Annotated in this window: 20 protein-coding genes, 4 tRNA genes and 1 riboswitch; of the genes, 7 read left to right on the plus strand and 17 right to left on the minus strand. The window is 58.4% G+C overall.

The features are described from left to right. Both AC30D7_RS23805 and AC30D7_RS23810 read left to right on the plus strand, forming a co-directional pair. Positions 1-2,444: Ig-like domain-containing protein (locus AC30D7_RS23805; protein WP_490135724.1), on the plus strand; the 2,444-nt coding region annotated here is incomplete at its 5' end. A gap of 183 nt (positions 2,445-2,627) precedes the next feature. After that, positions 2,628-3,995 carry a lysozyme inhibitor LprI family protein gene (locus AC30D7_RS23810; RefSeq protein WP_490135725.1) on the plus strand — a complete coding sequence of 456 codons (1,368 nt, stop codon included), beginning with the start codon at positions 2,628-2,630 and terminating at the stop codon, positions 3,993-3,995. Between the two features lie 72 nt (positions 3,996-4,067). Here AC30D7_RS23810 and AC30D7_RS23815 read toward each other — a convergent pair. After that, positions 4,068-4,144: transfer RNA gene (locus AC30D7_RS23815), tRNA-Arg, on the minus strand. Between the two features lie 291 nt (positions 4,145-4,435). Here AC30D7_RS23815 and AC30D7_RS23820 point away from each other — a divergent pair. Both AC30D7_RS23820 and AC30D7_RS23825 read left to right on the plus strand, forming a co-directional pair. Beyond that, positions 4,436-4,669, plus strand: a complete 234-nt coding sequence (locus AC30D7_RS23820) for a hypothetical protein (protein ID WP_490135726.1) — start codon at positions 4,436-4,438, stop codon at positions 4,667-4,669. A gap of 22 nt (positions 4,670-4,691) precedes the next feature. Then, on the plus strand, positions 4,692-4,871 hold the full coding sequence (locus tag AC30D7_RS23825) for a PA3371 family protein (protein ID WP_490135727.1): 180 nt from the start codon (positions 4,692-4,694) through the stop codon (positions 4,869-4,871). On the opposite strand, the gene phnN is transcribed toward AC30D7_RS23825, so the two are convergent. Continuing rightward, entirely contained in the window at positions 4,846-5,427 is a 582-nt protein-coding gene (gene phnN / locus AC30D7_RS23830; RefSeq protein ID WP_490135728.1) for a phosphonate metabolism protein/1,5-bisphosphokinase (PRPP-forming) PhnN, read from the minus strand. The genes AC30D7_RS23825 and phnN overlap by 26 nt on opposite strands. Before the next feature lie 386 nt (positions 5,428-5,813). On the opposite strand from phnN, the gene AC30D7_RS23835 reads away from it, so the two are divergent. Continuing rightward, complete coding sequence (locus tag AC30D7_RS23835) at positions 5,814-6,140, plus strand: Arc family DNA-binding protein (RefSeq protein ID WP_003178899.1); 327 nt, start codon at positions 5,814-5,816, stop codon at positions 6,138-6,140. A gap of 103 nt (positions 6,141-6,243) precedes the next feature. On the opposite strand, the gene mgtE is transcribed toward AC30D7_RS23835, so the two are convergent. Further along, a complete protein-coding gene (mgtE, locus tag AC30D7_RS23840; protein WP_490135729.1) occupies positions 6,244-7,686 on the minus strand; it encodes a magnesium transporter in 1,443 nt (480 codons plus the stop codon). Positions 7,687-8,007: 321 nt separating this feature from the next. Between mgtE and AC30D7_RS23845 the strand changes: the two genes are divergently transcribed. Next, a complete protein-coding gene (locus AC30D7_RS23845; RefSeq protein WP_490135730.1) occupies positions 8,008-8,526 on the plus strand; it encodes a cell envelope protein SmpA in 519 nt (172 codons plus the stop codon). 19 nt (positions 8,527-8,545) lie between these two features. Here the strand turns inward: AC30D7_RS23845 and AC30D7_RS23850 are convergent. The 7 genes from AC30D7_RS23850 to ltaE all read right to left on the minus strand — a co-directional run bounded on the left by AC30D7_RS23850 (position 8,546) and on the right by ltaE (position 14,512). Then, positions 8,546-8,622 (minus strand) — tRNA-Arg (locus AC30D7_RS23850). 71 nt (positions 8,623-8,693) lie between these two features. Then, positions 8,694-8,770 (minus strand) — tRNA-Arg (locus AC30D7_RS23855). Between the two features lie 107 nt (positions 8,771-8,877). Then, positions 8,878-8,968 (minus strand) — tRNA-Ser (locus tag AC30D7_RS23860). A 62-nt stretch (positions 8,969-9,030) separates the two neighbouring features. Beyond that, positions 9,031-9,219: a carbon storage regulator CsrA gene (gene csrA, locus AC30D7_RS23865; RefSeq protein WP_002554426.1), complete on the minus strand. Its 189-nt coding sequence runs from the start codon at positions 9,217-9,219 to the stop codon at positions 9,031-9,033. A 188-nt stretch (positions 9,220-9,407) separates the two neighbouring features. Next, entirely contained in the window at positions 9,408-10,649 is a 1,242-nt protein-coding gene (locus tag AC30D7_RS23870) for an aspartate kinase (RefSeq protein WP_007934911.1), read from the minus strand. 90 nt (positions 10,650-10,739) lie between these two features. Continuing rightward, the gene (gene alaS, locus AC30D7_RS23875; protein ID WP_490135731.1) at positions 10,740-13,361 is read right to left on the minus strand and encodes an alanine--tRNA ligase; all 2,622 of its coding nucleotides are present in this window, start codon (positions 13,359-13,361) and stop codon (positions 10,740-10,742) included. A 146-nt stretch (positions 13,362-13,507) separates the two neighbouring features. Then, on the minus strand, positions 13,508-14,512 hold the full coding sequence (gene ltaE, locus AC30D7_RS23880) for a low-specificity L-threonine aldolase (protein WP_490135732.1): 1,005 nt from the start codon (positions 14,510-14,512) through the stop codon (positions 13,508-13,510). 198 nt (positions 14,513-14,710) lie between these two features. After that, positions 14,711-14,881: riboswitch (FMN riboswitch) on the plus strand. 103 nt (positions 14,882-14,984) lie between these two features. Here ltaE and AC30D7_RS23885 point away from each other — a divergent pair. Next, positions 14,985-15,494: a 6,7-dimethyl-8-ribityllumazine synthase gene (locus tag AC30D7_RS23885; RefSeq protein ID WP_019582888.1), complete on the plus strand. Its 510-nt coding sequence runs from the start codon at positions 14,985-14,987 to the stop codon at positions 15,492-15,494. Positions 15,495-15,680: 186 nt separating this feature from the next. On the opposite strand, the gene astE is transcribed toward AC30D7_RS23885, so the two are convergent. From astE to AC30D7_RS23920, 7 genes are all read right to left on the minus strand, one after another. Continuing rightward, positions 15,681-16,691, minus strand: coding sequence for a succinylglutamate desuccinylase (gene astE, locus AC30D7_RS23890; RefSeq protein WP_019582887.1), 1,011 nt, complete (start codon positions 16,689-16,691; stop codon positions 15,681-15,683). Between the two features lie 12 nt (positions 16,692-16,703). Beyond that, on the minus strand, positions 16,704-16,994 hold the full coding sequence (locus AC30D7_RS23895) for a hypothetical protein (RefSeq protein ID WP_045057447.1): 291 nt from the start codon (positions 16,992-16,994) through the stop codon (positions 16,704-16,706). Positions 16,995-17,019: 25 nt separating this feature from the next. Beyond that, positions 17,020-18,366, minus strand: coding sequence for an N-succinylarginine dihydrolase (astB, locus tag AC30D7_RS23900; RefSeq protein ID WP_105346360.1), 1,347 nt, complete (start codon positions 18,364-18,366; stop codon positions 17,020-17,022). Between the two features lie 167 nt (positions 18,367-18,533). Next, positions 18,534-20,003 carry a succinylglutamate-semialdehyde dehydrogenase gene (gene astD, locus AC30D7_RS23905; protein WP_490135772.1) on the minus strand — a complete coding sequence of 490 codons (1,470 nt, stop codon included), beginning with the start codon at positions 20,001-20,003 and terminating at the stop codon, positions 18,534-18,536. Further along, positions 20,000-21,025 carry an arginine N-succinyltransferase gene (gene astA, locus AC30D7_RS23910; protein WP_490135733.1) on the minus strand — a complete coding sequence of 342 codons (1,026 nt, stop codon included), beginning with the start codon at positions 21,023-21,025 and terminating at the stop codon, positions 20,000-20,002. Before astA ends, astD begins: the two co-directional genes overlap by 4 nt. An 83-nt stretch (positions 21,026-21,108) precedes the next feature. Then, complete coding sequence (gene aruF / locus AC30D7_RS23915) at positions 21,109-22,128, minus strand: arginine/ornithine succinyltransferase subunit alpha (protein WP_007934901.1); 1,020 nt, start codon at positions 22,126-22,128, stop codon at positions 21,109-21,111. A gap of 223 nt (positions 22,129-22,351) precedes the next feature. Beyond that, positions 22,352-23,572 carry an aspartate aminotransferase family protein gene (locus AC30D7_RS23920; protein ID WP_490135734.1) on the minus strand — a complete coding sequence of 407 codons (1,221 nt, stop codon included), beginning with the start codon at positions 23,570-23,572 and terminating at the stop codon, positions 22,352-22,354. Positions 23,573-23,592 lie beyond the last annotated feature (20 nt).

Below are 23,592 nucleotides of genomic sequence, written 5' to 3' on the forward strand. Positions count from 1 at the left end.
ACGTGGCGGAGAACACCACGGCAGTCACGACAGTGGTGGCGACCGATGCCGATCTACCAGCGCAGACGCTGAGCTACTCGATCCTGAATACGGCCGGAACGGACTTCAGCAAATTCTCGATCAGTTCGAGCGGGGTGCTGACGTTCAATTCGGCGCCCGACTACGAGAATCCCCAGGATGTCGGTGGGACCGCCGGCGACAATGCCTATGTTGTGGACGTTCAGGTGGCCGACGGCAATGGCGGAATCGATACTCAGACCATTACGGTAAACGTGCAGAACGTCGTCGAAACGCCAGTCGATACCGTGGCGCCGACCGTGACAGTGACAGGGACTGCCTTAGGAAGCTCGATGGGCTCAACGTCGACGGTCACATTCCAGTTCAGTGAGGTTGTGAGCGGCTTCAGTCTTTCTGACGTCTCAATGACTACAACAAGCGGAACGCCTCGCGGAACCTTCAGTAACTTTACCCAGGTTGATGGCGATACCTACACGGCAACCCTGACCAGAACCCAGGGCGGTAGCATAAAAGTCGACGTTGCCGCGAACAGCTACACCGACCTGGCGGGTAATGCTGGTGCGGCCGGGAGCAGTGCCAACCTTCCGGCAGGCGTTGCCGGCGAACCGATCAATCTAGCCCTCAACGCTCCGTTGGCCGATATCAGCGGCCCTGTAACGGTGTCCATCAGCGGGGTTCCCTCGGGGTGGGTGTTCAATGCAGGAACCGACAACGGCGACGGCACATGGACCGTGCACACCAACGATCCCGGCGCATTGACTGTGACAGCCCCAAGCGACTTCGTGGGGGCGTTGGTGCTTGATGTCAACATGAACTGGAGCAACAGCGACGGCAGCACCGCCAGTGCCTACGTGTTCAACAACGTCGAAGTCTATGCCCCAGGCGCGCCGATCTTCGCCTTGTCCGCTGATGACAACCTGAGCGGCTCGTCCGGTGCCGACACCTTCGTCTTCGCCCAACCGATCGGCAACAACCAGATCTTCAATTTCGATGCCACGGCGGACAAGATCGACTTGGTCGGCTTCACGGGCATCAACGGCTTTGCAGACTTGAGTATCACTAACGACGCCAACGGCAATGCATTGGTCAGCATCAGCACCGGCCAGACAGTTACCCTCAAAGGTGTCGATGCAGCGGACTTGAGCGAAGCGAACTTCCAGTTCGATGTCGACCCACTCACCAACAACACCGGGACCCTCACCATTGCCGACGGCGCGATCATGCCGTTCGGTGGCAGCATCAATAACAGCGGCACCATCGAGCTTGGCTCCGCCGGCAGCACGACCAGCCTTGAGATTCTGTTCCGTGGCGCGACATTGACCGGTGGCGGCCAGGTGCTGCTATCCGATAACGCGCAAAACGTAATTTTCGGCGGCAGTGCCGACACCGTACTGACCAACGTCGATAACCGTATTTCCGGCGCCGGTCAGTTGGGTGCCGGGCAGATGGTGCTGATCAATGCGGGGCTGATCATGGCCAGCGGGCTGAACAGCCTGGTGCTCGACACTGGCACCCACACCATCACCAACAGCGGGGTGCTGGAGTCCACAGGCCCAGGCGGCATGACGGTTGCCAGTGCAGTCGAAAACACCGGCCACTTGTGGGCCAACGGTGGCGACCTGCACCTGCTGGCCGATGTGACCGGCGATGGCAGCGCGACCATCGACGGTAACGCGACCCTGACCTTCTCCGGTGCTGCACACGGGTCCGTCGCCTTCCACGGCGAAGGCGCGGGCACGCTGGTGATTGCACAGGCCGAAACGGCGGGCTCGCTGGCCGGCATCCTCGGCCTTGAGAGCGATGACATGCTGACGTTCGGCAATCTCGCTTTCGGCGCCAACACCCAACTCAGCTACAACGCCAACGCCTCTGGCGCCGGCGGCCTGCTGACGGTGGACGACGGCGTGCACCGGGCCGAGGTGAACCTGCTGGGGCATTACTCGGCGGAAGACTTCCAGGTCACCGACGGCGGTCAGGCCGGCACCCAGGTCAGCTACCACGGTGAATCCAGCGGCACGCTGGTAGGCAGCATGCTCGCGGACACGATCAGTGGCGGCGATGGCAACGACATCATCGTGGGTCGTGGCGGCGAAGACACGCTCAGCGGTGGCGCGGGAGCCGACGTGTTTGCCTACTTCAACGTGAATGAAGGCGGCGACCATATCCTCGATTACAACTACGCCGAAGGGGACAAAATCGACCTCTCCGCACTGCTCAAGGCGAACTTTGTCGCCGGCACCAGCCAGGTGTCGGACTTTGTCCAAGTGGTGCAGACCGGCAGCGACATTACCGTGAAGGTGGATACCGATGGCGCAAGTAATGGCAAGAACTTCGTCGACGTGGCGGTGCTTGACCACGCTGGTACGCCTGGGCCAGATCTGGTGCGCACCTGGTTCGGGGATACGGACCATACACTGACGGCGTGATCGTGGGCAGGAGTTGAGCAGTTGATGATGGTGGAGACCAGGGAAGGTCGAACCATTATCTGACTACTCAACTCCTTCGCTCACACTGCCCCTGACCATTTGATACATCGGAGAATGCAACGCGTTAGATGAACCTCTGGGTTGCGTAGTTTAATGTGCACTACCCTGGAAAAGGATTTCATCGTGTACATCAAAGGACGCTACATCGTATCTGCCTGCGCACTGCTGTTTTTCCAGCACGCACTGGCAACCGGAATGGACTGCACAAAAGCGGCAAACGCTGTCGAAAATACAATTTGCGCGAACAAAGAACTGTATGAGCTGGATACGCAAATGGGTTCGGCCTATCGAAGGCTGATGAACGCCGCTTCACCAGCGCAAGTTGAACTGAAGCAATCCCAGCGCCATTGGTTGAAAGTGCGCAATGAATGCGTCGAAGACGTCGCCTGCCTGGACCAACACTATCGCGAACGCTTGCAGGCATTGCACGTGCAATGGGTCGACGCCATTGCCTATCAACCCGACAACGTCGATAGTCAGGCGATGGAGGATTTGCAACAACGCATCCAGGACCTTAGCAAGGACAATCCGGAATTTGCACTGGAGCGAGCACTCGACTCCATGGCGTTCGACAGCAGCACAACGTCATTCCCAGGCGACTTGGGTGAAGATGAGCAATCCGTCTTTCCCAAGACCATTCCCCAAGATGTTACAGAGGATGAGTGGAAGGCACTGAAAGCGTCCGACATCGGCAACGCCGCTGAGTCCGGGCAGACTTCATACACGCTGATGGATATGGATGGCGACGGACAGCGTGACCTCATCGTTGAAACCAATTCCGGCGGCACCGGGATGTTCAGTTACACGCAAACCTACCGTCGCAGTGAAGGTCGGTTCATCAGCAGGACATCCGAGCCTGCCAATGAATCCGGCCCACTTTTCTATACCAATGAACGCGGCGCCAACCAATCCGTGAACTGGATCAAGGCTCGCGGAAAAATCTACTTAGCCTACCGAAACGGTAGCTACGGCGTTGACCAGGTCTTTCTTCTCAATCCCCTGAAGATCAATAACAAAGTGCCTACACTGACCGTTCGCTATGGCTATCAACTGACAGTGCCCCACACTCAATATCTGGAGGACGGAACCACCGCTTTCGAACTGGAGCCAGCCCTGCAAAAGGTACTCGCGAAAGCCTTGATCGAAGTGAATGCAGATGAAGCCCTGGAGACTGGTCAACAGAAAACCCCGATCTGCCCCATTCCCCCTTCAGTAAAAGACAGTGATGACTATTACAGCTTCGGAGCGAGTTACTACGCAGTCGAACCCGTCGCCGATATGCCGGTGGTCATCGGCAACGAGTGCTTCATCGCAAGACTGGTCAATTGGTACGGGAGCTACGGCGACAAGAATGGACTGTTTGCACTGCTGACGTTGCGCAAACCGGGATCTGAAGATCAGGAACGCAGTTATTCGGTCAACGGACGTCGACATATCACACGAATGAGCACATCAATTGGCAAGGCCGAAGGTGGAGTTGAAGATTTTTAGTCAGCTTATCCACCGATAGATGGCCACAAAAAAAGCCCCACCAGATCACTCTGTGTGGGGCTTTCAAATATATGGTGTCCCAGGGCAGGTTCGAACTGCCAACCTTCCCCTTAGGAGGGGGATGCTCTATCCAATTGAGCTACTGAGACACAAGTCACGCGCAAGCAATGCGCGGGGATGGACGGCGTGCATGTTAACGGGCAGGCCCGCGTTTGTCATGTCGTCCGTAGGGCTTTTTAAGTGTAGGCAGACACCTCACAGAGGCGTGGCTTTGTTTACCGTGCAAATTGCATCACCGCAAAATGCCATCATTGCAAAATGCAATGTCGGCCTTTGGTGAAAATATCTTAAATCGTTGTTTTTAAAGAATTTAATAGCCGTTAAACTTTTGGCATGCGGGCTGCTTCGATTGTTCTCAAAGAATAAAGGAGATCAGCCCCATGAACAGCGCTCTTTTAGTCGCGAATGCAGTCGCCCTGGCGGTTCTGCTGGGTTTTCAGTTCTTCCCCGCAAACGATACTGCGATGGTTACCCAACGCACGCCTCATTACCTGCAGCTGCAAAAAGCGCCTCAATTGGCAGTCACGAGCGATCAACGCAGTTTTGTCAGCCAAGAGGTAAGCCAGGAGAGTCTTCAACTGCGCACGCAGTCTTTTGAACGCTTGGTATTTTGATTCACCCCATCAGGAGCACAGCATGTCCAAATCAGCCGCAGGCTTTTTCATCCTCGCTTTACTGAGTGGCATCCTTCATCTGTCTTTGGTCCAGGACAGAGTCATCACCCTGCCCTTGATTGCCTGCGGTGTGTTCAGTGTGCTTTTTGTGCTGGCCCTGATCGCCGGGCGCAAGATCAAATTCGATCCGGTTCTGCGCTGACACTCAGCAGCTCCAGAAGACTGGCGACAGTCACAGCCAAGTCGCCGGAGTTATCGAGTCGGCGGATTTGCGCATCACCAATCAAATCGTTTGAATCGTCAGCCGTGAACAGCATATTGCGGTGTAGTCTTGCTTCTATTTCTGCCGGGTTCTCACGCCCCCGCCGTAGCAGGCGCTCTCGCAGAACCTCTTCCTTGACCGTCAACAGCACCGGCAAAAGCGTGGGATAGCGCTGTAGCGCTTCTGCCAAGTGGCCGCGCGAACCATTGATCAGCACATCGCGACCATCCTTGAGCCATTGATCTATGCGCACAGGAATACCGTAATCCAGCCCGTTGGCCCGCCACGACAGCGCGAAATCCCCTTGGCTTCTGCGTCGCTCGAATTCTTCACGGGATACCTCGATGGCGTCTTCACCTACGGATTCAGCCGAGCGCGTGATAACCCGACGCACAACCTCACAATTACGCGCCCGCAGCGGTTTGCGAGCGGCTTCGATGAGGCTATCCTTGCCGGCCCCCGAAGGCCCCATTAAATAAATCAGCCTGCCATCCATCCTGAAATTATCCCATACCGTCCGTCTGCCCTAGTAAATCGGCCATTTGCCACTATCCTGTAAAAGGTAAGGAACAAGGATCGAATCCGCATAGCATGCACCTTCAGGCGTCTTCGGGCATTACCTGTCGGGCAAGAGGACGCGGTCAGCAATACGGACTCATGGAATGTTTTCAAACCAGTCCGCATTTCTGATAATAGGTGCTGGCATTAAGCCTTTACCCAGATCAATATTTGTCACAGAATTGACGCCAATGATCTGGCTAATTTGAGGCATGATGCGCGCCTCTATCAATTCAGGTTGAACATTTGGTCGTAGTGCTTGTCCTATCTGACATCCTGCGGCCAATCCCGAGAACCGCTCCCCTGAACTAACCGGTTAAATATATGCGCCCATTGAAACAGGCAATTTATTCCAGCCGTACGGCTGACAAGTTCGTCGTACGTCTGCCAGACGGAATGCGTGAACGCATTGCCGAAGTGGCTCGCAATCATCATCGCAGCATGAATTCCGAAATCATCGCGCGCCTTGAGCAGAGTCTTATTCAGGAAGGTGCGCTGGGCGAAGAATTGAGCATGCGCCTGGACAGCCCAGAGCTGTCATTGCACGAACGCGAACTACTGCAACGCTTCCGCCAACTCTCCCACCGTCAGCAAAACGCTCTGGTTTCGCTGATCGCCCATGACGCCGAAATGGCTGCAGACGCATCCTGATTCATCCCGAAAGCTCAAGCCAGCGTAATTGCTGGCTTTTTTTTGCCTGAAATTCGACCCCAAAAAAACCCGCCGATTGGGCGGGTTCTTTTGAGGTAGAAAGTCAGAGCAGAAAAATCGTCGCCAGCCCGAGGAAGATGAAAAAGCCACCACTGTCAGTCATGGCAGTGATCATCACACTCGCGCCCATTGCCGGGTCGCGCCCAAGCCGCGCCAGGGTCATCGGAATCAACACACCCATCAATGCCGCAAGCAACAGGTTAAGCGTCATGGCGGCGGTCATCACCACGCCCAGGGACCAACTGCCATAAAGCAGGTAGGACACCACACCAATCACCCCACCCCAGACCAGGCCATTGATCAAGGCAACCGCCAACTCCTTGCGCATCAACCTCGACGTATTGCCGGTACTGACCTGGTCCAGCGCCATGGCCCGAACGATCATGGTGATCGTCTGGTTACCCGAGTTGCCACCAATACCCGCCACAATCGGCATCAATGCAGCGAGCGCTACCAATTTCTCGATGGAGCCTTCGAACAGGCCGATCACCCGGGACGCAACAAACGCGGTGATCAGGTTTATCGCCAGCCAGGCCCAACGGTTACGCAGGGATTTCCACACTGACGCAAAAATATCTTCTTCTTCGCGCAGACCCGCCATGTTGAGAACTTCGTTTTCGCTCTCTTCACGAATCAGGTCGACCATTTCATCGATGGTCAGACGGCCGATCAGCTTGCCGTTCTTGTCGACCACCGGGGCCGAGATCAAGTCATAACGCTCGAACGCCTGAGCGGCCTCGTAAGCGTCTTCGTCCGGATGGAAGCTCACCGGATCGCTGGCCATCACTTCCGAGACCTGTTTATCCGGGTCATTGACCAAAAGGCGCTTGATCGGCAACACGCCCTTGAGCACGCCGTCGTAATCGACCACGAACAGTTTGTCGGTGTGGCTTGGCAACTCTTTGAGACGGCGCAGATAACGCAAAACCACTTCGAGACTGACATCCTCACGGATAGTCACCATCTCGAAGTCCATCAGCGCACCGACCTGCTCCTCGTCATAGGACAACGCGGAGCGGACGCGCTCACGCTGTTGAGCATCGAGGGTTTCCATCAGCTCGTGGACGACGTCTCGCGGCAGCTCGGAGGCCAGGTCAGCGAGTTCGTCGGCATCCATGTCCTTGGCCGCCGCCAGGAGCTCGTGATCGTCCATGTCGGCGATCAGGGTTTCACGAACCGAATCGGATACTTCAAGCAGAATGTCGCCGTCGCGGTCGGCCTTGACCAATTGCCAGACGGTCAGACGATCGTCCAGTGGCAAGGCTTCAAGGATGTAGGCAACGTCGGCGGAGTGCAGATCATCGAGCTTGCGTTGCAACTCGACGAGGTTTTGCCGGTGAACCAGGTTCTCGACCCGGTCGTGATGCGGACCTTCCTGGCGATGAGTCAGGTCTTCGACCACCCGCTGGCGATGCAGCAGCTCAACGACTTGAGCGAGGCGGTCCTGCAAGCTTTCTTGCGTTTTCTTTACTTCAACTTCAGACATAGGCGAACTCCACTCCCAGCAGCGGGGCACGCCGGAAGGATCAATCAGTCAATTCATGATTGTAAAAACGGGGTACTGAGTAACTACTGGGTAAGTCCATGGAGGTATTCCACAAGCCCCGGCGGGGCTGACGGGCGTAATGATAACACCGCCAGACGGTTTTAAACGTTAAAAAATTGCGGCTGAAACAAGCGCTTGCGAGACAAACCTGAGCGCTGTCCTGATCCATGGAACTGCGACGACTTATCCTGAAAAGAAAACACACCCTAGTCGAAAAATGCAGCGGCTACTCTTGATAAGGACCGTCAAGGAGGACGTCGAATGCCATGGAATGCTGATTATCTTTTACTTGCCGCCCTGCTCTGCCTGCCGCCCTGGGCGCTTGCTACGACCGTCCACCGGTGCGAAGCCCCTGATGGACGCATCACCTTCACGACCTTGAGCTGTACGACTGGAGAAAGCCTTTCGCTTCAAGACGTGCACACGTTCATGCCAGGCAGCACGACAGCTTTGATGCCAGAAGCCGAGGCTCGCGAAACATCAGGTATGAAAATCAAAAGGAGAGAGCCGACGATTGTTGGCCAATCCGAGGACAAATGCGGAAATCTGCTCAGCGCGAAGGAACGCCGCATCGCGATCATCAATCAACGAGTGGTTGCCGGCATGAGTCAGCAGGACGTCGAAAGCGCTCTTGGCAAGCCAGACAAGATCAGCACCCGAAACTCAGCCATGAGCTACCGCTACGACAACAAGCGAGGTCGCAGCGCTCACATCGAGTTCGATGAAAAAGGTTGTACTAAAGGAAAAGCCAAATCGCAGACGGCAAAAAGCCCGCGTTAAACGCGGGCTTTTTGGTGTTTGGTGCACTCGACAGGATTCGAACCTGTGACCGCTCGGTTCGTAGCCGAGTACTCTATCCAGCTGAGCTACGAGTGCATTTGTGTTTTTATACCAGATCACAACTGGTTGAAGCCAAGTTATCTACATTACTGCAAACAACTCTTAAATGGTGCACTCGACAGGATTCGAACCTGTGACCGCTCGGTTCGTAGCCGAGTACTCTATCCAGCTGAGCTACGAGTGCATTTGTTGCCGCGCATTATAGGCCGTTAAATCTTTTTGTAAAGCACTTTTTCTAGTAATTTCAACAACTTACAGAAGAAGCCAGATTACAACGTACTAAGCAAATAATGGCGGAGAACGGGGGATTCGAACCCCCGACACCCTTTTGAGGTGTACTCCCTTAGCAGGGGAGCGCCTTCGGCCACTCGGCCAGCTCTCCGCAACACGGGGCGTATATTAACCAGCTTTATCCCCGTTTGCAAACATAAAAAACGATAAAAATTAATGGCTTGGTTCTTCGTCCTTCTCTTTCTTGATACGCAGGTAAATTTCCTCACGATGCACCGCCACCTCTTTCGGGGCGTTGACACCAATACGCACTTGATTTCCTTTAACGCCGAGCACGGTCACGGTGATTTCGCCATCACCAATAATCAGGCTTTCTGCGCACCGACGAGTCAGAATCAGCATACCTTTCTCCTCACGCATTTCATTTCAGGGACAACAGTCTGCAAAAAAAAGGCATTCGACCTACAACCCAAAAGGTCGCAGCCCTACATGCCTGAGTATTGACTAGCGCGAGCAAAAGAACAGTTTTGGTACGCACCATTCAAAAAAACGAAGGGCGCGGTCAGACCGCGCCCTTCGGGGGAAACGCATTACTCGCCCTGTCGGGCCGGCGCGTCCAGTTCAAAAGCTGTGTGCAGGGCGCGCACAGCCAGTTCCAGGTACTTCTCTTCGATCACCACGGACACCTTGATTTCCGAAGTCGAGATCATCTGGATGTTGATGCTTTCTTTCGCCAGGGATTCGAACATGCGGCTGGCCACGCCTGCGTGGGAGCGCATGCCGACGCCAACGATCGAGACCTTGGCAATCTTGGTGTCGCCAACGACTTCACGGGCACCGATCTCGCGAGCGGTGTTTTCCAGCACCGATTGCGCCGCCTGGTAGTCGTTGCGGTGTACGGTGAAGGTGAAGTCGGTGGTGTTATCGTGCGCAACGTTCTGCACGATCATGTCGACTTCGATGTTCGCGGCACTGATCGGGCCGAGAATCTTGAACGCCACGCCCGGGGTGTCTGGCACGCCACGGATGGTCAGCTTGGCTTCATCGCGGTTGAAAGCGATGCCGGAAATGATCGGCTGTTCCATGGTTTCCTCTTCATCAATAGTAATGAGGGTGCCCGGACCCTCCTTGAAGCTGTGCAGTACGCGCAGCGGAACGTTGTACTTGCCGGCGAACTCAACCGCACGGATCTGCAACACCTTGGAACCGAGGCTGGCCATTTCCAGCATCTCTTCGAAGGTGATCTTGTCCAGACGCTGAGCCACGGACACCACACGCGGGTCGGTGGTGTAGACGCCGTCGACGTCGGTGTAGATCTGGCATTCGTCAGCCTTCAGGGCTGCCGCCAGTGCCACGCCAGTGGTGTCGGAACCACCACGACCGAGCGTGGTGATATTGCCGTGCTCGTCGACGCCCTGGAAACCGGCGACAACCACCACACGACCGGCCTTCAGGTCACCGCGAATCTTCTGGTCATCAATCTGCAAGATACGCGCTTTATTGTGCGCGCTATCCGTCAGAATCCGTACCTGGTTGCCGGTGTACGACACCGCTGGCACGCCACGCTTGATCAGCGCCATGGCCAACAGTGCAATCGTCACCTGCTCACCGGTGGAAACGATCACATCCAGTTCACGCGGAACCGGTTGGCCGTCGCCACTGATTTGCTTGGCCAGATCGATCAGACGGTTGGTTTCGCCGCTCATTGCAGACAGCACAACCACCAGGTCATCGCCCGCATCGCGGAATTTCTTAACCTTGTCGGCGACCTGCTCGATTCTCTCGACAGTGCCGACTGAGGTGCCTCCAAATTTCTGTACGATCAAAGCCATTTCAAAGCCGCCTCTGCCCATGAAGGGCGCCCAATAATCACTCAAACAGCGTTCTGGCCCGCCACTAGACCGCGGGCCATGCACACTGCCTTATAAACCCTGCTCTACAAATGGAACAGTCAGGGCCAATGCGGCATCCAGTGCGCCAGCGTCAGTACCACCGCCCTGCGCCATGTCTGGACGACCACCGCCCTTCCCGCCCACTGCCGCAGCAGCCTGCTTCATCAAATCACCGGCTTTGAGTTGGCCAGTCAGGTCTTTGGTCACGCCTGCAACCAGAACGACCTTTTCCTCATGGACACTGCCGAGCAGGATCACTGCGCGGCCGAGTTTGTTTTTCAGTTGATCGACCAGCGCCAGCAGCGCCTTGCCATCCTGACCGTCCAGACGCACGGCCAGCACTTTCACGCCTTTGACGTCCAGGGCAGAAGCCGACAGATCGTCGCCCGCCGCGCTGGCTGCCTTGGCCTGCAACTGCTCGAGTTGCTTCTCCAGCAGACGGTTGCGCTCCAGCACAGCCGACAGCTTGTCGATCAGGTTATCGCGGCTGCCCTTGACCAGGTTGGCCGCTTCCTTGAGTTGTTCTTCTGCAGCATTCAAGTAGGCCAGCGCCGCAGCACCGGTGACTGCCTCGATACGACGCACACCCGAAGCCACACCGCCTTCGCTGATGATTTTCAGCAGGCCGATGTCGCCGGTACGGGTGGCGTGAATACCGCCGCACAGCTCGACGGAGAAATCGCCCATGCTCAGTACGCGTACGCTGTCGCCGTACTTCTCGCCGAACAGCGCCATGGCGCCTTTCTGCTTGGCGGTTTCGATATCGGTTTCTTCGGTTTCAACCTCGGAGTTCTTGCGAATCTCGGCGTTGACGATATCTTCCAGCGCTTTCAGCTGCTCAGGCTTGATCGCCTCGAAGTGGCTGAAGTCAAAGCGCAGACGCTGACTGTCAACCAACGAACCTTTCTGCTGAACGTGCTCGCCCAGTACCTGGCGCAATGCGGCGTGCAACAAGTGAGTTGCCGAGTGGTTCAGCGACGTCGCGTGGCGCACTTCGGCATCGACGTGAGTCTCCACCGGAGCACCTACGATCAGGCTGCCCGACGCCAACACGCCGTGATGCAGGAAAGCGCCGCCGGTCTTGGTGGTGTCGCGTACGTCAAAGCGCGAAGCACCGGCCTGCAGGAAGCCGCAGTCGCCGATCTGACCACCCGACTCAGCATAGAACGGGGTCTGATTGAGGACGACGACGCCCTCTTCGCCCTCACTCAATACGTCGACCGATTGCCCTTCTTTATAGAGAGCGACCACTTTGGCCGAGCCCTTGGTGGCGTGGTAACCGGTGAACTCGGTGGCCACATCAACCTTGACCAGGCTGTTGTAGTCCATGCCGAAGGAGCTGGCGGAGCGGGCACGCACGCGCTGGGCTTCCATTTCGCGCTCGAAGCCTGCTTCGTCGATGGTCAGGCTGCGCTCACGGGCGATGTCGCCGGTCAGGTCCATCGGGAAACCGTAGGTGTCGTAAAGCTTGAACACCACGTCGCCCGGCACCACGTCGCCTTTGAGTTCGGCCAGATCCTGCTCGAGGATCTTCAGGCCCTGCTCCAGAGTCTTGGCGAATTGCTCTTCTTCGGCCTTCAGCACGCGTTCGATGTGCGCCTGCTGGGATTTCAGTTCCGGGAACGCTTCGCCCATCTCGGCGACCAGGGCCGCAACGATCTGGTAGAAGAAGCTGCCCTTGGCGCCCAGTTTGTTGCCGTGACGGCAAGCGCGACGAATGATCCGGCGCAGTACATAACCGCGGCCTTCGTTGGACGGCAGCACGCCATCGGCAATCAGGAAGCCGCAGGAACGGATGTGGTCAGCCACGACTTTCAGGGAAGCCTGATTGTCGTTGGTGCAACCGATGGCCTTGGCCGATGCGCTCAGCAGGCTCTGGAACAGGTCGATTTCATAGTTCGAGTGAACGTGCTGCAGCACGGCACTGATCCGCTCAAGCCCCATGCCGGTGTCTACCGACGGAGCTGGCAACGGGTGCAACACGCCATCGGCGGTGCGGTTGAACTGCATGAACACGTTGTTCCAGATTTCGATGTAACGGTCGCCGTCTTCTTCCGGCGAGCCCGGTGGGCCACCCCAGATGTCGGCGCCGTGATCGTAGAAGATCTCGGTGCAAGGACCGCACGGGCCGGTATCGCCCATGGTCCAGAAGTTGTCGGAAGCGTACGGCGCGCCCTTGTTGTCGCCGATGCGAACCATGCGCTCGGCCGGTACACCGACTTCTTTGGTCCAGATGTCGTAGGCCTCGTCATCGCTGGCGTAGACGGTCACCCAGAGCTTTTCTTTCGGCAGGTTCAGCCATTTGTCGGAGGTCAGGAACGTCCAGGCAAAGGTAATGGCGTCACGCTTGAAATAATCACCGAAGCTGAAGTTACCCAGCATTTCGAAGAAGGTGTGGTGACGGGCGGTATAACCGACGTTTTCCAGGTCGTTGTGCTTGCCGCCGGCGCGCACGCATTTCTGGCTGCTGACGGCGCGGGTGTACGCGCGTTTTTCCTGGCCCAGGAAGCAGTCCTTGAACTGGTTCATCCCCGCGTTAGTGAACAGCAGGGTTGGGTCGTTGCCCGGAATCAAAGAGCTGGAGGCTACACGGGTGTGGCCTTGCTCTTCGAAGAAGCGAAGGAAGGCTTCACGGATTTCTGCGCTTTTCATTAGGTTCTTCCACGGAGGCTGCGGCCAAAGGCCTGTTCGAAACGTCAACAGACGAAGCGACGGCAAAGGGCCGCATTATATCGGCCCTGCGCGCGGGGTACAGCGTGTTTATACGATAGAAACGGTCAATTGGACGCCTAACGCGATCAGTTGCGGGAAAACTCGACGAATGTCGCGACGACCTGCCCGATTTGCGCACGATTGACATCCATGTGCGTGACCATTCGCAAACGACCGGCAGCGCTGAGTTTGACCCCGCGTGTCGCGGCGAAGGCCTTGATCGCTTCGGCCTTGTCGCCCATTTTCACGTAAACCATGTTGGTCTGCACCGGCTCGACCTCATACCCTGCTGCGCGCAGGCCTTCGGCCAGCAGCTGTGCATTGGCATGGTCGTCGGCCAGGCGCTGAACATTATTATCCAGCGCATACAGCCCTGCCGCCGCGAGAATGCCGGCCTGGCGCATGCCGCCGCCGACCATCTTGCGCAATCGCCGCGCCTTGGCAATGAATTCCGACGAGCCGCATAGCACCGAACCAACCGGCGCACCCAGCCCTTTGGACAGACAGACCGACACCGAATCGAAATGCTGCGTGATCTCCCTGGCATCGACCCCCAGCTTGACCGCTGCGTTGTAGAGCCGCGCGCCATCCAGATGCAGCGCCAGGCCATGCTCACGCGTGAAGCGGCGAGCCTGGGCCAGATATTCCAGCGGCAGCACCTTGCCCTGCATGGTGTTTTCCAGTGCCAGTAAACGGGTGCGCGCGAAGTGGAAGTCGTCCGGCTTGATCGCGGCGGCGACTTGCGCCAGGTCCAGCGAACCATCGGCCTGCACTTCCAGCGGCTGAGGCTGGATCGAACCGAGCACCGCCGCACCACCCCCTTCGTACTTATAGGTGTGGGCCTGCTGACCGACAATGTACTCGTCACCGCGCTCGCAGTGGGCCATCAAGCCCAGCAGGTTGCTCATGGTCCCCGTCGGGACAAACAGTGCCGCAGCAAAACCCAGCCGTTCGGCCAGTTCCGCTTCCAGACGATTGACCGTCGGATCTTCGCCATAAACGTCGTCACCAGTGGCCGCATTGGCCATCGCGTCGAGCATCCCTGCGGTCGGTTGGGTGACGGTGTCGCTGCGAAGATCGATAACGCTCATGAATCTGGCCTCGGTAAACAGGGGAAAAATCCGTTTCGGAAACGGATTACTGCGGTCATGCCGACAATTAATCAAGCCTTGAACGAGGAAAAGACGCTGTATGCCTTCGGAAAACCCGATAGCAATCATCAGAAAGCAGCCATGCGCGCCCCGTAAATATGTGTTAAAAACGCAGCGCCGCCAAACATTCTGGCGGCAAAACGTTCTCAGGGCGGGGTGTAACTCCCCACCGGCGGTAATTGCGCGCAATGCGCATAGCCCGCGAGCGCTTGGCGACAGGCACGGCAATGGCTGTGATGGCGACAAGGTCAGCAGACCCGGTGTGATCCCGGGGCCGACGGTCATAGTCCGGATGAAGAGAGAACGGGATTGACACAAAAGGGCCGTCCGCAGGCATTCGTGCGAGCGTGCGCACCCTTGAATCCCATTCGATTCATAACGCCCTGTTTTTCACACAAACAGGAGTCAGAACATGCAACCCACCGCAATCGATAGCAAAAGCAAAAACCATCAGGGCGAGCGCGTCGCGTTCATCCAGGCCTGCTGGCACAAGGAAATCGTCGATCAGAGCCGTAAAGGCTTCGTCGCTGAAATGATTGCCCAGGGTTATCAGGAGTCGGACATCGATTTCTTCGAAGTCGGTGGCGCCTTTGAAATTCCGCTGCACGCCAAGTTGCTGGCCAAGTCCGGTCGTTATGCCGGCATCGTCGCCGCGGGCCTGGTGGTCGATGGCGGTATCTATCGCCACGAATTCGTCGCCCAGTCGGTGATCAGCGGCCTGATGCAGGTTCAGCTGGAAACCGAAGTGCCGGTGTTCTCGGTGGTTTTGACCCCGCACCACTTCCATGCCGGTGAAGAACATCAGAAGTTCTTCTTCGAGCATTTCGTGCATAAAGGTCAGGAAGCGGCGAAGACGTGTGCAGATACGCTGCACAAGACCCGTGCATTGCGCCGCAGCGAGCCTCGCGCGGTAGCTGTCTAAACACCGATAAAACCTGTGGGGGGCGGGCTTGTGTGGCGAGGGAGCTTGCCCCCGTTCGGCTGCGAAGCAGTCGTAAATCCAGATAACTTGGTTTGTCTGGACCCAAACCGGGGGCCGCTTCGCGACCCAACGGGGGCAAGCCCCCTCGCCACACAGGCCCGCTCCTACATTTGACGGGTGTTGTGCCTAGACCAGGTTTTCGTCGGTGGTCGGTACGATCAGGATGCCGGCGCGCAGGCCGTTCTTGACCCTGGGGTTCGGGAAGATGATCCGGGCGCCCTGCTCTTCGATGATCCAGCGGGTATTGGCAATATCCTCGGCCAGCACATAACCCACTTTCAATTCCGAAAAGTTTTCGATGTCCGCCGGCAGGTTCAGGCGGAAGTTATCGCTGTGCTTGATCACTTCCCGGGCCACGCTGAACAACTGCAACCCTGCCAGCCCTTCATCGGTCATTGGCGGCTCGTTGCCTTCGATGATCTGCTTCAGGCGGGTTTCCAGCAGGCTGACATTGACCCCTTCGTTCTGCCCGAACGGCCGGGCCTTGCCCAGCTCCAGGGTGAAGGACTCGGCATCGAGCTTGTCGTAGGTGTAGGAGCTGAAGACGATGGAGGGTTTGTTCTGCAACAGCACCGCTTCCATGCCGGCGGCGCGCAAGCGAGCCAGCTCCTGGCGTGAATGCTGACGGCCTTCTTTCCAGGGGTACAGGGCGAACTGCTCGATTTTCGAGCCACGGATCGCCGTGTGCAGATCGTAGTGCAGACGGTTACGGTCCGGCAAGCTGAAGAATGTCGCCGCCAGCCGCTCCAGCTCACAAGCGCGCAAAGCCTCGGAACCGCTGCTTTGTTCGTGACGGCCGTTGAACAGCCGATTGACGTCCTGCTCGATGAAACGCTCACCGCGACGGATAGCCTCGGGATTGCCGAACAGGAACAGAATACGGGCGCGCGGCTTCAAGTCACCGCGGGCGATGTCATGCAACAGGCGATCGAGCAGCTCGATCGGCGCTGTTTCGTTGCCATGGATACCGGCCGACAGCAGCAGGTCCAGGCCATTGTCGCGAGCTTCAGGTGGCCGGACTTCCAGCGCACCTTCGCTCAACCAGCGCATCCGTACGCCTTCGACTGTCAGTTGAGTCTTCTCCGCCGGTTCGCGGCCGGCGAGGGTCAGTTCAAGCAGTTTGCCGAGGGCGAGCATAGAGCGGTTTCCTTAGTGGTCGTGATTGCAATCCGGGCCGTGCACGTGTTCCTCATCATCGCCGAGGTCGGCCGGTTCCATCTCCAGTTGCAGACTTACCAGATTAGTCGCCAATGGGCGCAGAAGCAGGTTGGCGTATTCAGCGTCACCCTCTTCGACGTCCACGCCGATCAGCAGCTGGCCGCGGCCGTCCTGCTGGATCCACAGCTCTTTGCCTTGCCACATGACCGCGACGCGGGTGCAGGAAGTTTCCAGTTGCGTGCCGTCGGTGTCTTCAAGGATCAGCTGCAGGGTATCGCTCATGTATTTACGCTCTCATCTGGAGATATCAATTGATCTGAAATGGATAAACCGCGCCCAGTTTAAGGATTTGCGTCAGTTCATCCAGTGCCGTCCGGCACTCAAGCAACAATTGCGGGTCCGCCAGATCGTTTTCGGTCATGCGGTCGCGGTAGTGCTTGTCGACCCATTCGGTCAACGTGCCGTACAACGGAGCCGTCATGATAACCCCTTGGTTGACGGCCGCCAGTTCGGTTTCGTTGAGTGCGACGCGTAACCGCAGGCAAGCCGGGCCACCGCCGTTCTGCATGCTCTGTTTGAGATCGAACACCTTCACTTCGCGGATCAGGCCGCCAGAGCTGGTCAGGCCTTGCAGGTACTGCCAGACACGCTCGTTGCCACGGCATTCTTCCGGCACGATCAACAGCATGGAACCGTCAGGACGCGACAACAGTTGGCTATTGAACAGGTAGGAACGAACGGCGTCTTCCACGGTGACCGCGGAGCGCGGTACACAGATCGACTGAAATTTCCCACCGACTTTTGCGAGTTTGCCTTGCAGCTCAGCGAGCATCTGGTCGGTGTCGAGGAAGGCGTCCTCGTGATAGAACAGCACTTCGCCATTACCCACGGCGATCACGTCGTTATGGAACACGCCCTGATCGATCACCGAAGGGTTCTGCTGGGCATAGACCACGCCGTCGTCACTCAGACCGTGCAAACGCGCGACCGCCTGGGAGGCTTCGAGGGTCTGGCGCGCCGGGTACTTCTGCGGGGCTGGATAACGGGTGTCGAACGCGCTGCGACCGAACACGAAAAACTCGACGCCGGCTTCACCATAGTCACGGCAGAAACGGGTGTGGTTGGCCGCGCCTTCGTCACCGAACTGCGCCACGGCCGGCAACGCGGCGTGGTGAGCAAAGTGCTTCTGGTCGGCGAACATCGCGCCCAACACACGACTGGTGGTCGGGTGCTCGATGCTGCGGTGATATTTGCAGTTCAGGTTGGCAGCCGTGAAATGCACGCGGCCGTCGGCGGTGTCGGCGCTCGGGCTGACCGTGGCGGCGTTGGCCACCCACATGCTCGATGCCGAGCAACTGGCAACCAGCAGCGGCATTGCGTCCTTGGCGGCGCGCTCGATCACTTGCGCGTCGGTGCCACTGAAACCCAAGCGGCGCAGCGCGCCGACGTCCGGACGTTCCTGCGGTGCCAGCACGCCTTGCTGAAAGCCCATCTCCATCAGCGCTTTCATTTTTGCCAGGCCTTGCAGCGCAGCTTCCTTCGGGTTCGAGGATTGCTGGCTGTTGCTCTGGGAGGCAACGTTGCCGTAGGACAGGCCACCGTAGTTATGGGTCGGCCCCACTAGACCGTCAAAATTGACTTCATAGGATTTCATCAGCGAGGCTCCACGAGAATCTGTTTTTTTAGGCATCAGTAACTAACTGTTCAGTGCGACCGTGTCGCGGCCATCGCGGGCAAGCCCGCTCCCACAGGTTCAGCAGTGTTCACAGATTTTGTGTTCCACGCAGACCTTGTGGGAGCGGGCTTGCCCGCGATTAGGCGTTACGCCATTTTCACGCCAGGCGTCAGGGCCGCTGGCAACACCAGGCTCGGGGTTTCCAGCGAGGCCACCGGGTACGCGCAGTAATCCGCGGCGTAGTAGGCGCTGGCGCGGTGGTTGCCCGAGGCGCCGACGCCGCCGAATGGCGCGCTGCTCGCCGCACCGGTCAACTGCTTGTTCCAGTTGACGATACCAGCGCGGCTTTCCAGCCAGAACTGCTGATAACGCGCTTCGGAATCCGACAGCAAACCAGCCGCCAGGCCATAAGCGGTGTCGTTGGCTTCAGCGATCGCCGCTTCAAAATCAGCGTAACGGATCACTTGCAGCAGCGGACCGAACAGCTCTTCGTCCGGGCGATCGGCAACCGCTGTCACGTCCAGAATGCCAGGGGTCAGCAAGGCAGACTGAGCCTGGGGCTGAGTCATTTCCAAAAGCGCCACGGCGCCGTTGGCCAGCAGATGTTCTTGCGCGTCCATCAGGGCTTTCGCCGCGCCGAGGGAAATCACCGAGCCCATGAACGGCGCCGGTTGCTGATCGAACGCACCGACATCGATGGTCGAGCTGACTGCCACCAGACGTGCCAGCAGCGTATCGCCCCAGGCGCCTTGCGGCACCAGCAAGCGACGAGCACAGGTGCAACGCTGGCCGGCAGAAATGAACGCCGACTGAATAATGGTGTAAACGGCCGCATCGAGATCCGCAACCTGATCCACCACCAGCGGGTTGTTACCGCCCATTTCCAGCGCAAGGATCTTGTCCGGACGACCGGAAAATTGTTTGTGCAGATGATTGCCGGTACGGCTGGAACCGGTGAAGAACAGCCCGTCGATGCCAGGGTTCGCCGCCAGGGCGATACCGGTTTCGCGAGCGCCTTGCAGCAGGTTCAGCACGCCGGCCGGCAGACCGGCTTCGATCCAGCACTTGACCGTCAGCTCGGCGACTTTCGGCGTCAATTCGCTAGGTTTGAACAGCACACTGTTACCGGCCAACAGCGCCGGCACGATGTGACCGTTCGGCAAGTGACCGGGGAAGTTGTAAGGACCGAACACCGCCACCACGCCGTGCGGTTTATGACGCAATACAGCAGTGGCGTCGCCCAGTGGGCCGCTCTTCTCTCCGGTGCGTTCGCGGTAGCTCTGTACCGAGATGGCAATCTTGTTGACCATGCTGGTGACTTCAGTCGCCGCTTCCCACAGGGGTTTGCCGGTTTCTTCGCCGATGGTGCGAGCCAGTTCGTCCGCGTGATTCTTCAGCGCGGCAGCAAAGGCTTCCAGCACGCCGATGCGCTCTTCCAGGGTACGACGGGCCCAGCCCGGGAACGCCTGACGCGCGGCTTGCACGGCCGACTCGACCTGAGCGGCAGTGGCGCCCTCGCCGGCCCACAGCACTTGCTGGGTCACCGGGTTGACCGATTGAAAGGCTTCACCCTGGCCGGCCAGCCATTCACCGGCGATGTATAGCGAATTCATTATTTCGACTCCCGAGCTGCAGACAACGGAACGGCGCGTACTTGATCGCCAGCGTTGAGTTGAAGACGTTTGGCGGTCAGCGGATCAACCACCAACGTACCGGCGGCGAAGCGTGCTGGCGCAGCAGTGATCCGGCAGTCTTCGCGCTTGCGGTTATGGATCAGGAATGGCGTGGCGTCGTCACCCGGGGTGCCGATGGCCAGCACCAATGCCTGGCTGTCGCGCACCGCGCGGATCTTGGCGGTTTCGCACTCCACCGCAGGGCCGGCGTCGAAAATATCGACGTAGCCTTGGTAACTGAAACCTTCACTCTTGAGCATCGCCAGGGCCGGCTCGGTGTCCGGGTGAACCTGGCCGATCACGTTGCGCGCGTCTGGCGACAGGAAGCAGGTGTACAGCGGGAATTTCGGCATCAGTTCGGCGATGAACGCCTTGTTGCCTACGCCAGTGAGGTAATCGGCCTGGCTGAATTCCATCTTGAAGAAGTGCCGGCCCAGGCTTTCCCAGAACGGCGAACGGCCCGAGGCGTCGGACACGCCGCGCATCTCGGCGATGATCTTGTTGCCGAACAGTTGCGAGAACTCGGCGATGAACAGCAGCCGCGCCTTGGCCAGCATGCGGCCGTTGAGGCCACTGCGGTAATCGGCGTGCAGGAACAGCGAGCACAGTTCAGAGTTGCCGGTCAGGTCGTTGGCCAGAAACAGCGTCGGAATTTCGCGGTAGATGTTCAGCTCTTGCGAGGCGCTGACCGTCAGGCCCACCCGGAAGTTGTACCAAGGCTCACGCAGGCCGACGGCGCCGGCAATCGCGGAAATACCCACCACGCGCCCATTGTCGTCTTCGAGCACGAACAGGTAGTCCGCATCGCCCCGCCCGGCTTCGCCGCGGAAGGTTTTTTCGGCCCAGCCGACCCGATGGGCCAGACGCTCTTCGTTGGCCGGCAAAGTGGTCAAGCCGGTGCCGGTGCTGCGGGCCAGGTCGATCAGAGCGGGTAAATCGCTGCTGCGTACGGGACGAACGATCATGCTATCTCCTCAAACGGGCCGCAGACGCCACCCGTGAAACTTCGCTGCTTTCCAGACATTTCTTTCCAGGATTAAAGCAGGCGTTAAACCGCCACCAGGCGCACGCTGGCACCTTCACCGACGCCCAGGGCTTCGGCCGCTTCAAGATCCAGGGTCACGGGTTTGCCCGGCGCGTAATCGAGCTCAAGCAACACAGCGCGGTAATCCTGCAACTGGGCGTTGGCCACCAGATACTGACGACCGGCGCCTTTGACCGGCTCACCGATTTTCACCGGGACTACACGGCTCTGGGCGATCGAGCGGATCCCCGAGACACGGGCATGCAGGGTCGGGCCACCGTCGAAAATATCGATGTAGTGATCGGTCTCGAAGCCTTCGCGCATCAGGATGTCAAAGGTGATTTGCGCCCGAGGGTGCACCTGGCCCATCGCCTCTTGAGCGGAGTCCGGCAGCAACGGCACGTAGATCGGGTAATGCGGCATCAGCTCGGCGAGGAACGTACGGCTCTTCAAACCACACAGACGCTCGGCTTCGGCGTAGTTGAGGTCGAAGAAGTTGCGACCGATGGCATCCCAGAACGGCGAATCGCCATTCTCGTCGCTGTAGCCGACGATCTCGGTCACCACCGAGTCGGCAAAGCGCTCCGGATGGCTGGCCACGAACAACAGACGGCCACGGGAGTTGAGCTCCGCCCAAGGCGTGCCCACCAACTCCCTCTGCACGTAAAAACTGGTCAACAAGCTGTTGCCGGTCAGGTCGTGGCACTGGGAGAGCACGTGGATCTTGTTGTGAATCTTCAGCTCACGGGAGGCGTGCACGAACGTTTCGTTTCGAAAACTGTAGAACGGCTCGGAATAACCGGCCGAGGCAACGATGGCCGAACAGCCGACCAGTTTGCCGGTGGCGGTATCTTCGAGCACGAAGAAATAGCTCTCTTCACCGTTGAAGCTCACTTCGGCGGCGAACGAGGCTTCGCTTGCAGCGATCTTGTCGCTCAGGCGTTCAACGTCATCCGGCAAGGAAGTGACACCAATCGGGCTGTCCGCAGCCAGACGCTGTACCTCGCCCAGATCAGCCATTTGCGCGGGGCGCATCACCAGCATGGTGTCACTCCTTTCTCATCTAACACTTCAGGAAAAGTAACCGGGCTGTCATTGAAGACACAGAGGTCAGTGTGGGAGCGAGCTTGCTCGCGAAAGCGGTGTACCAGTCAACATCATTGCTGTCTGACCCACCGCTTTCGCGAGCAAGCCCGCTCCCACATTTGATCAGTCCCGGCATAACAATTGGGTTCGACGCCTGCATTGTCAGGCGTCGAAGGGTCTATCAGGCTTGCGTCAGCTTGGCCACGGCGCGTTCGAAGCGGTCCAGACCGGCATCGATATCGGCGTCTTCGACCACCAGACTTGGCGCAAAACGAATCACGTCCGGGCCGGCTTGCAGAATCATCAGGCCTTCACGCTCGGCGGCGTTGAAGATGTCCTTGGCCTTGCCTTTCCAGGCGTCGCTCAGCACACAACCGAGCAACAGGCCCAAGCCACGGACCTGAGTGAAGAGGCCGTATTTTTCGCCGATCTGCTCAAGACGGGTCTTGAACTTGTCGTGCTTGGCTTTGACGCCGTTCAGCACTTCGGGCGTGTTGATCACGTCGATCACCGCTTCAGCGACCGCGCACGCCAGCGGATTGCCGCCGTAGGTGGTGCCGTGGGTGCCGACGACCAGGTGTTTGGCCAGGTCTTCGGTGGTCAGCATCGCCGCGATCGGGAAACCGCCGCCCAGGCTTTTGGCGCTGGTCAGGATGTCCGGGGTCACACCGTAATGCATGTAGGCGAACAGCTCACCGCTGCGGCCCATGCCGGTCTGGACTTCGTCGAACACCAGCAGCGCGTTATGCGCATCGCACAGTTCACGAGCGCCTTGCAGGTAAGATTGCTCGGCCGGCAGCACGCCGCCTTCGCCCTGGATCGGCTCCAGAACCACCGCGCAGGTCTTGTCGGAAACAGCGGCTTTCAGCGCGGCCAGATCGTTGTAAGGCACGTGGGTGATGCCGGTGATCTTCGGACCGAAGCCGTCGGAGTACTTCGACTGGCCACCGACGTTCACGGTGAACAGGGTACGGCCGTGGAAGCTGTTGAGCGCGGCAACGATTTCGTACTTCTCGGTACCGAAACGGTCATGGGCCACGCGACGGGCCAGCTTGAAGGCGGCCTCGTTGGCTTCGGCGCCGGAGTTGCAGAAGAACACACGATCGGCAAACGTGGCGTCGACCAGCTTATGGGCCAGGCGCAAGGCCGGCTCATTGGTGAACACGTTGGACACGTGCCACAGCTTGTTCGCCTGTTCGGTCAATGCAGCGACCAGCGCCGGGTGCGCATGGCCCAATACGTTAACGGCAATCCCGCCGGCGAAGTCGATCAGCTCGCGGCCAGACTGGTCCCAGACACGGGAACCGGCGCCACGCACAGGAATGAAAGCGGCAGGCGCATAGTTGGGAACCATTACCTGGTCAAAATCGGCGCGTTCTACCGCAGCGTGCTCAACGGACATCGGAGTCTCCTGATGAGGAA

The sequence above is a fragment of the Pseudomonas sp. DF5 genome, assembly GCF_058148225.1.

Excerpts from the sequence above, each read along its gene's own strand:
- AC30D7_RS23870 (WP_007934911.1), bottom strand. The coding sequence starts at position 10,649 with ATGGCTTTGATCGTACAGAAATTTGGAGGCACCTCAGTCGGCACTGTC.
- aruF (WP_007934901.1), bottom strand. The coding sequence starts at position 22,128 with ATGCTGGTGATGCGCCCCGCGCAAATGGCTGATCTGGGCGAGGTACAG.
- astE (WP_019582887.1), bottom strand. The coding sequence starts at position 16,691 with ATGCTCGCCCTCGGCAAACTGCTTGAACTGACCCTCGCCGGCCGCGAA.
- AC30D7_RS23820 (WP_490135726.1), top strand. The coding sequence starts at position 4,436 with ATGAACAGCGCTCTTTTAGTCGCGAATGCAGTCGCCCTGGCGGTTCTG.
- astB (WP_105346360.1), bottom strand. The coding sequence starts at position 18,366 with ATGAAATCCTATGAAGTCAATTTTGACGGTCTAGTGGGGCCGACCCAT.
- AC30D7_RS23885 (WP_019582888.1), top strand. The coding sequence starts at position 14,985 with ATGCAACCCACCGCAATCGATAGCAAAAGCAAAAACCATCAGGGCGAG.
- AC30D7_RS23920 (WP_490135734.1), bottom strand. The coding sequence starts at position 23,572 with ATGTCCGTTGAGCACGCTGCGGTAGAACGCGCCGATTTTGACCAGGTA.
- AC30D7_RS23845 (WP_490135730.1), top strand. The coding sequence starts at position 8,008 with ATGCCATGGAATGCTGATTATCTTTTACTTGCCGCCCTGCTCTGCCTG.
- AC30D7_RS23895 (WP_045057447.1), bottom strand. The coding sequence starts at position 16,994 with ATGAGCGATACCCTGCAGCTGATCCTTGAAGACACCGACGGCACGCAA.
- alaS (WP_490135731.1), bottom strand. The coding sequence starts at position 13,361 with ATGAAAAGCGCAGAAATCCGTGAAGCCTTCCTTCGCTTCTTCGAAGAG.
- AC30D7_RS23825 (WP_490135727.1), top strand. The coding sequence starts at position 4,692 with ATGTCCAAATCAGCCGCAGGCTTTTTCATCCTCGCTTTACTGAGTGGC.
- ltaE (WP_490135732.1), bottom strand. The coding sequence starts at position 14,512 with ATGAGCGTTATCGATCTTCGCAGCGACACCGTCACCCAACCGACCGCA.
- astA (WP_490135733.1), bottom strand. The coding sequence starts at position 21,025 with ATGATCGTTCGTCCCGTACGCAGCAGCGATTTACCCGCTCTGATCGAC.
- AC30D7_RS23835 (WP_003178899.1), top strand. The coding sequence starts at position 5,814 with ATGCGCCCATTGAAACAGGCAATTTATTCCAGCCGTACGGCTGACAAG.
- mgtE (WP_490135729.1), bottom strand. The coding sequence starts at position 7,686 with ATGTCTGAAGTTGAAGTAAAGAAAACGCAAGAAAGCTTGCAGGACCGC.
- csrA (WP_002554426.1), bottom strand. The coding sequence starts at position 9,219 with ATGCTGATTCTGACTCGTCGGTGCGCAGAAAGCCTGATTATTGGTGAT.
- phnN (WP_490135728.1), bottom strand. The coding sequence starts at position 5,427 with ATGGATGGCAGGCTGATTTATTTAATGGGGCCTTCGGGGGCCGGCAAG.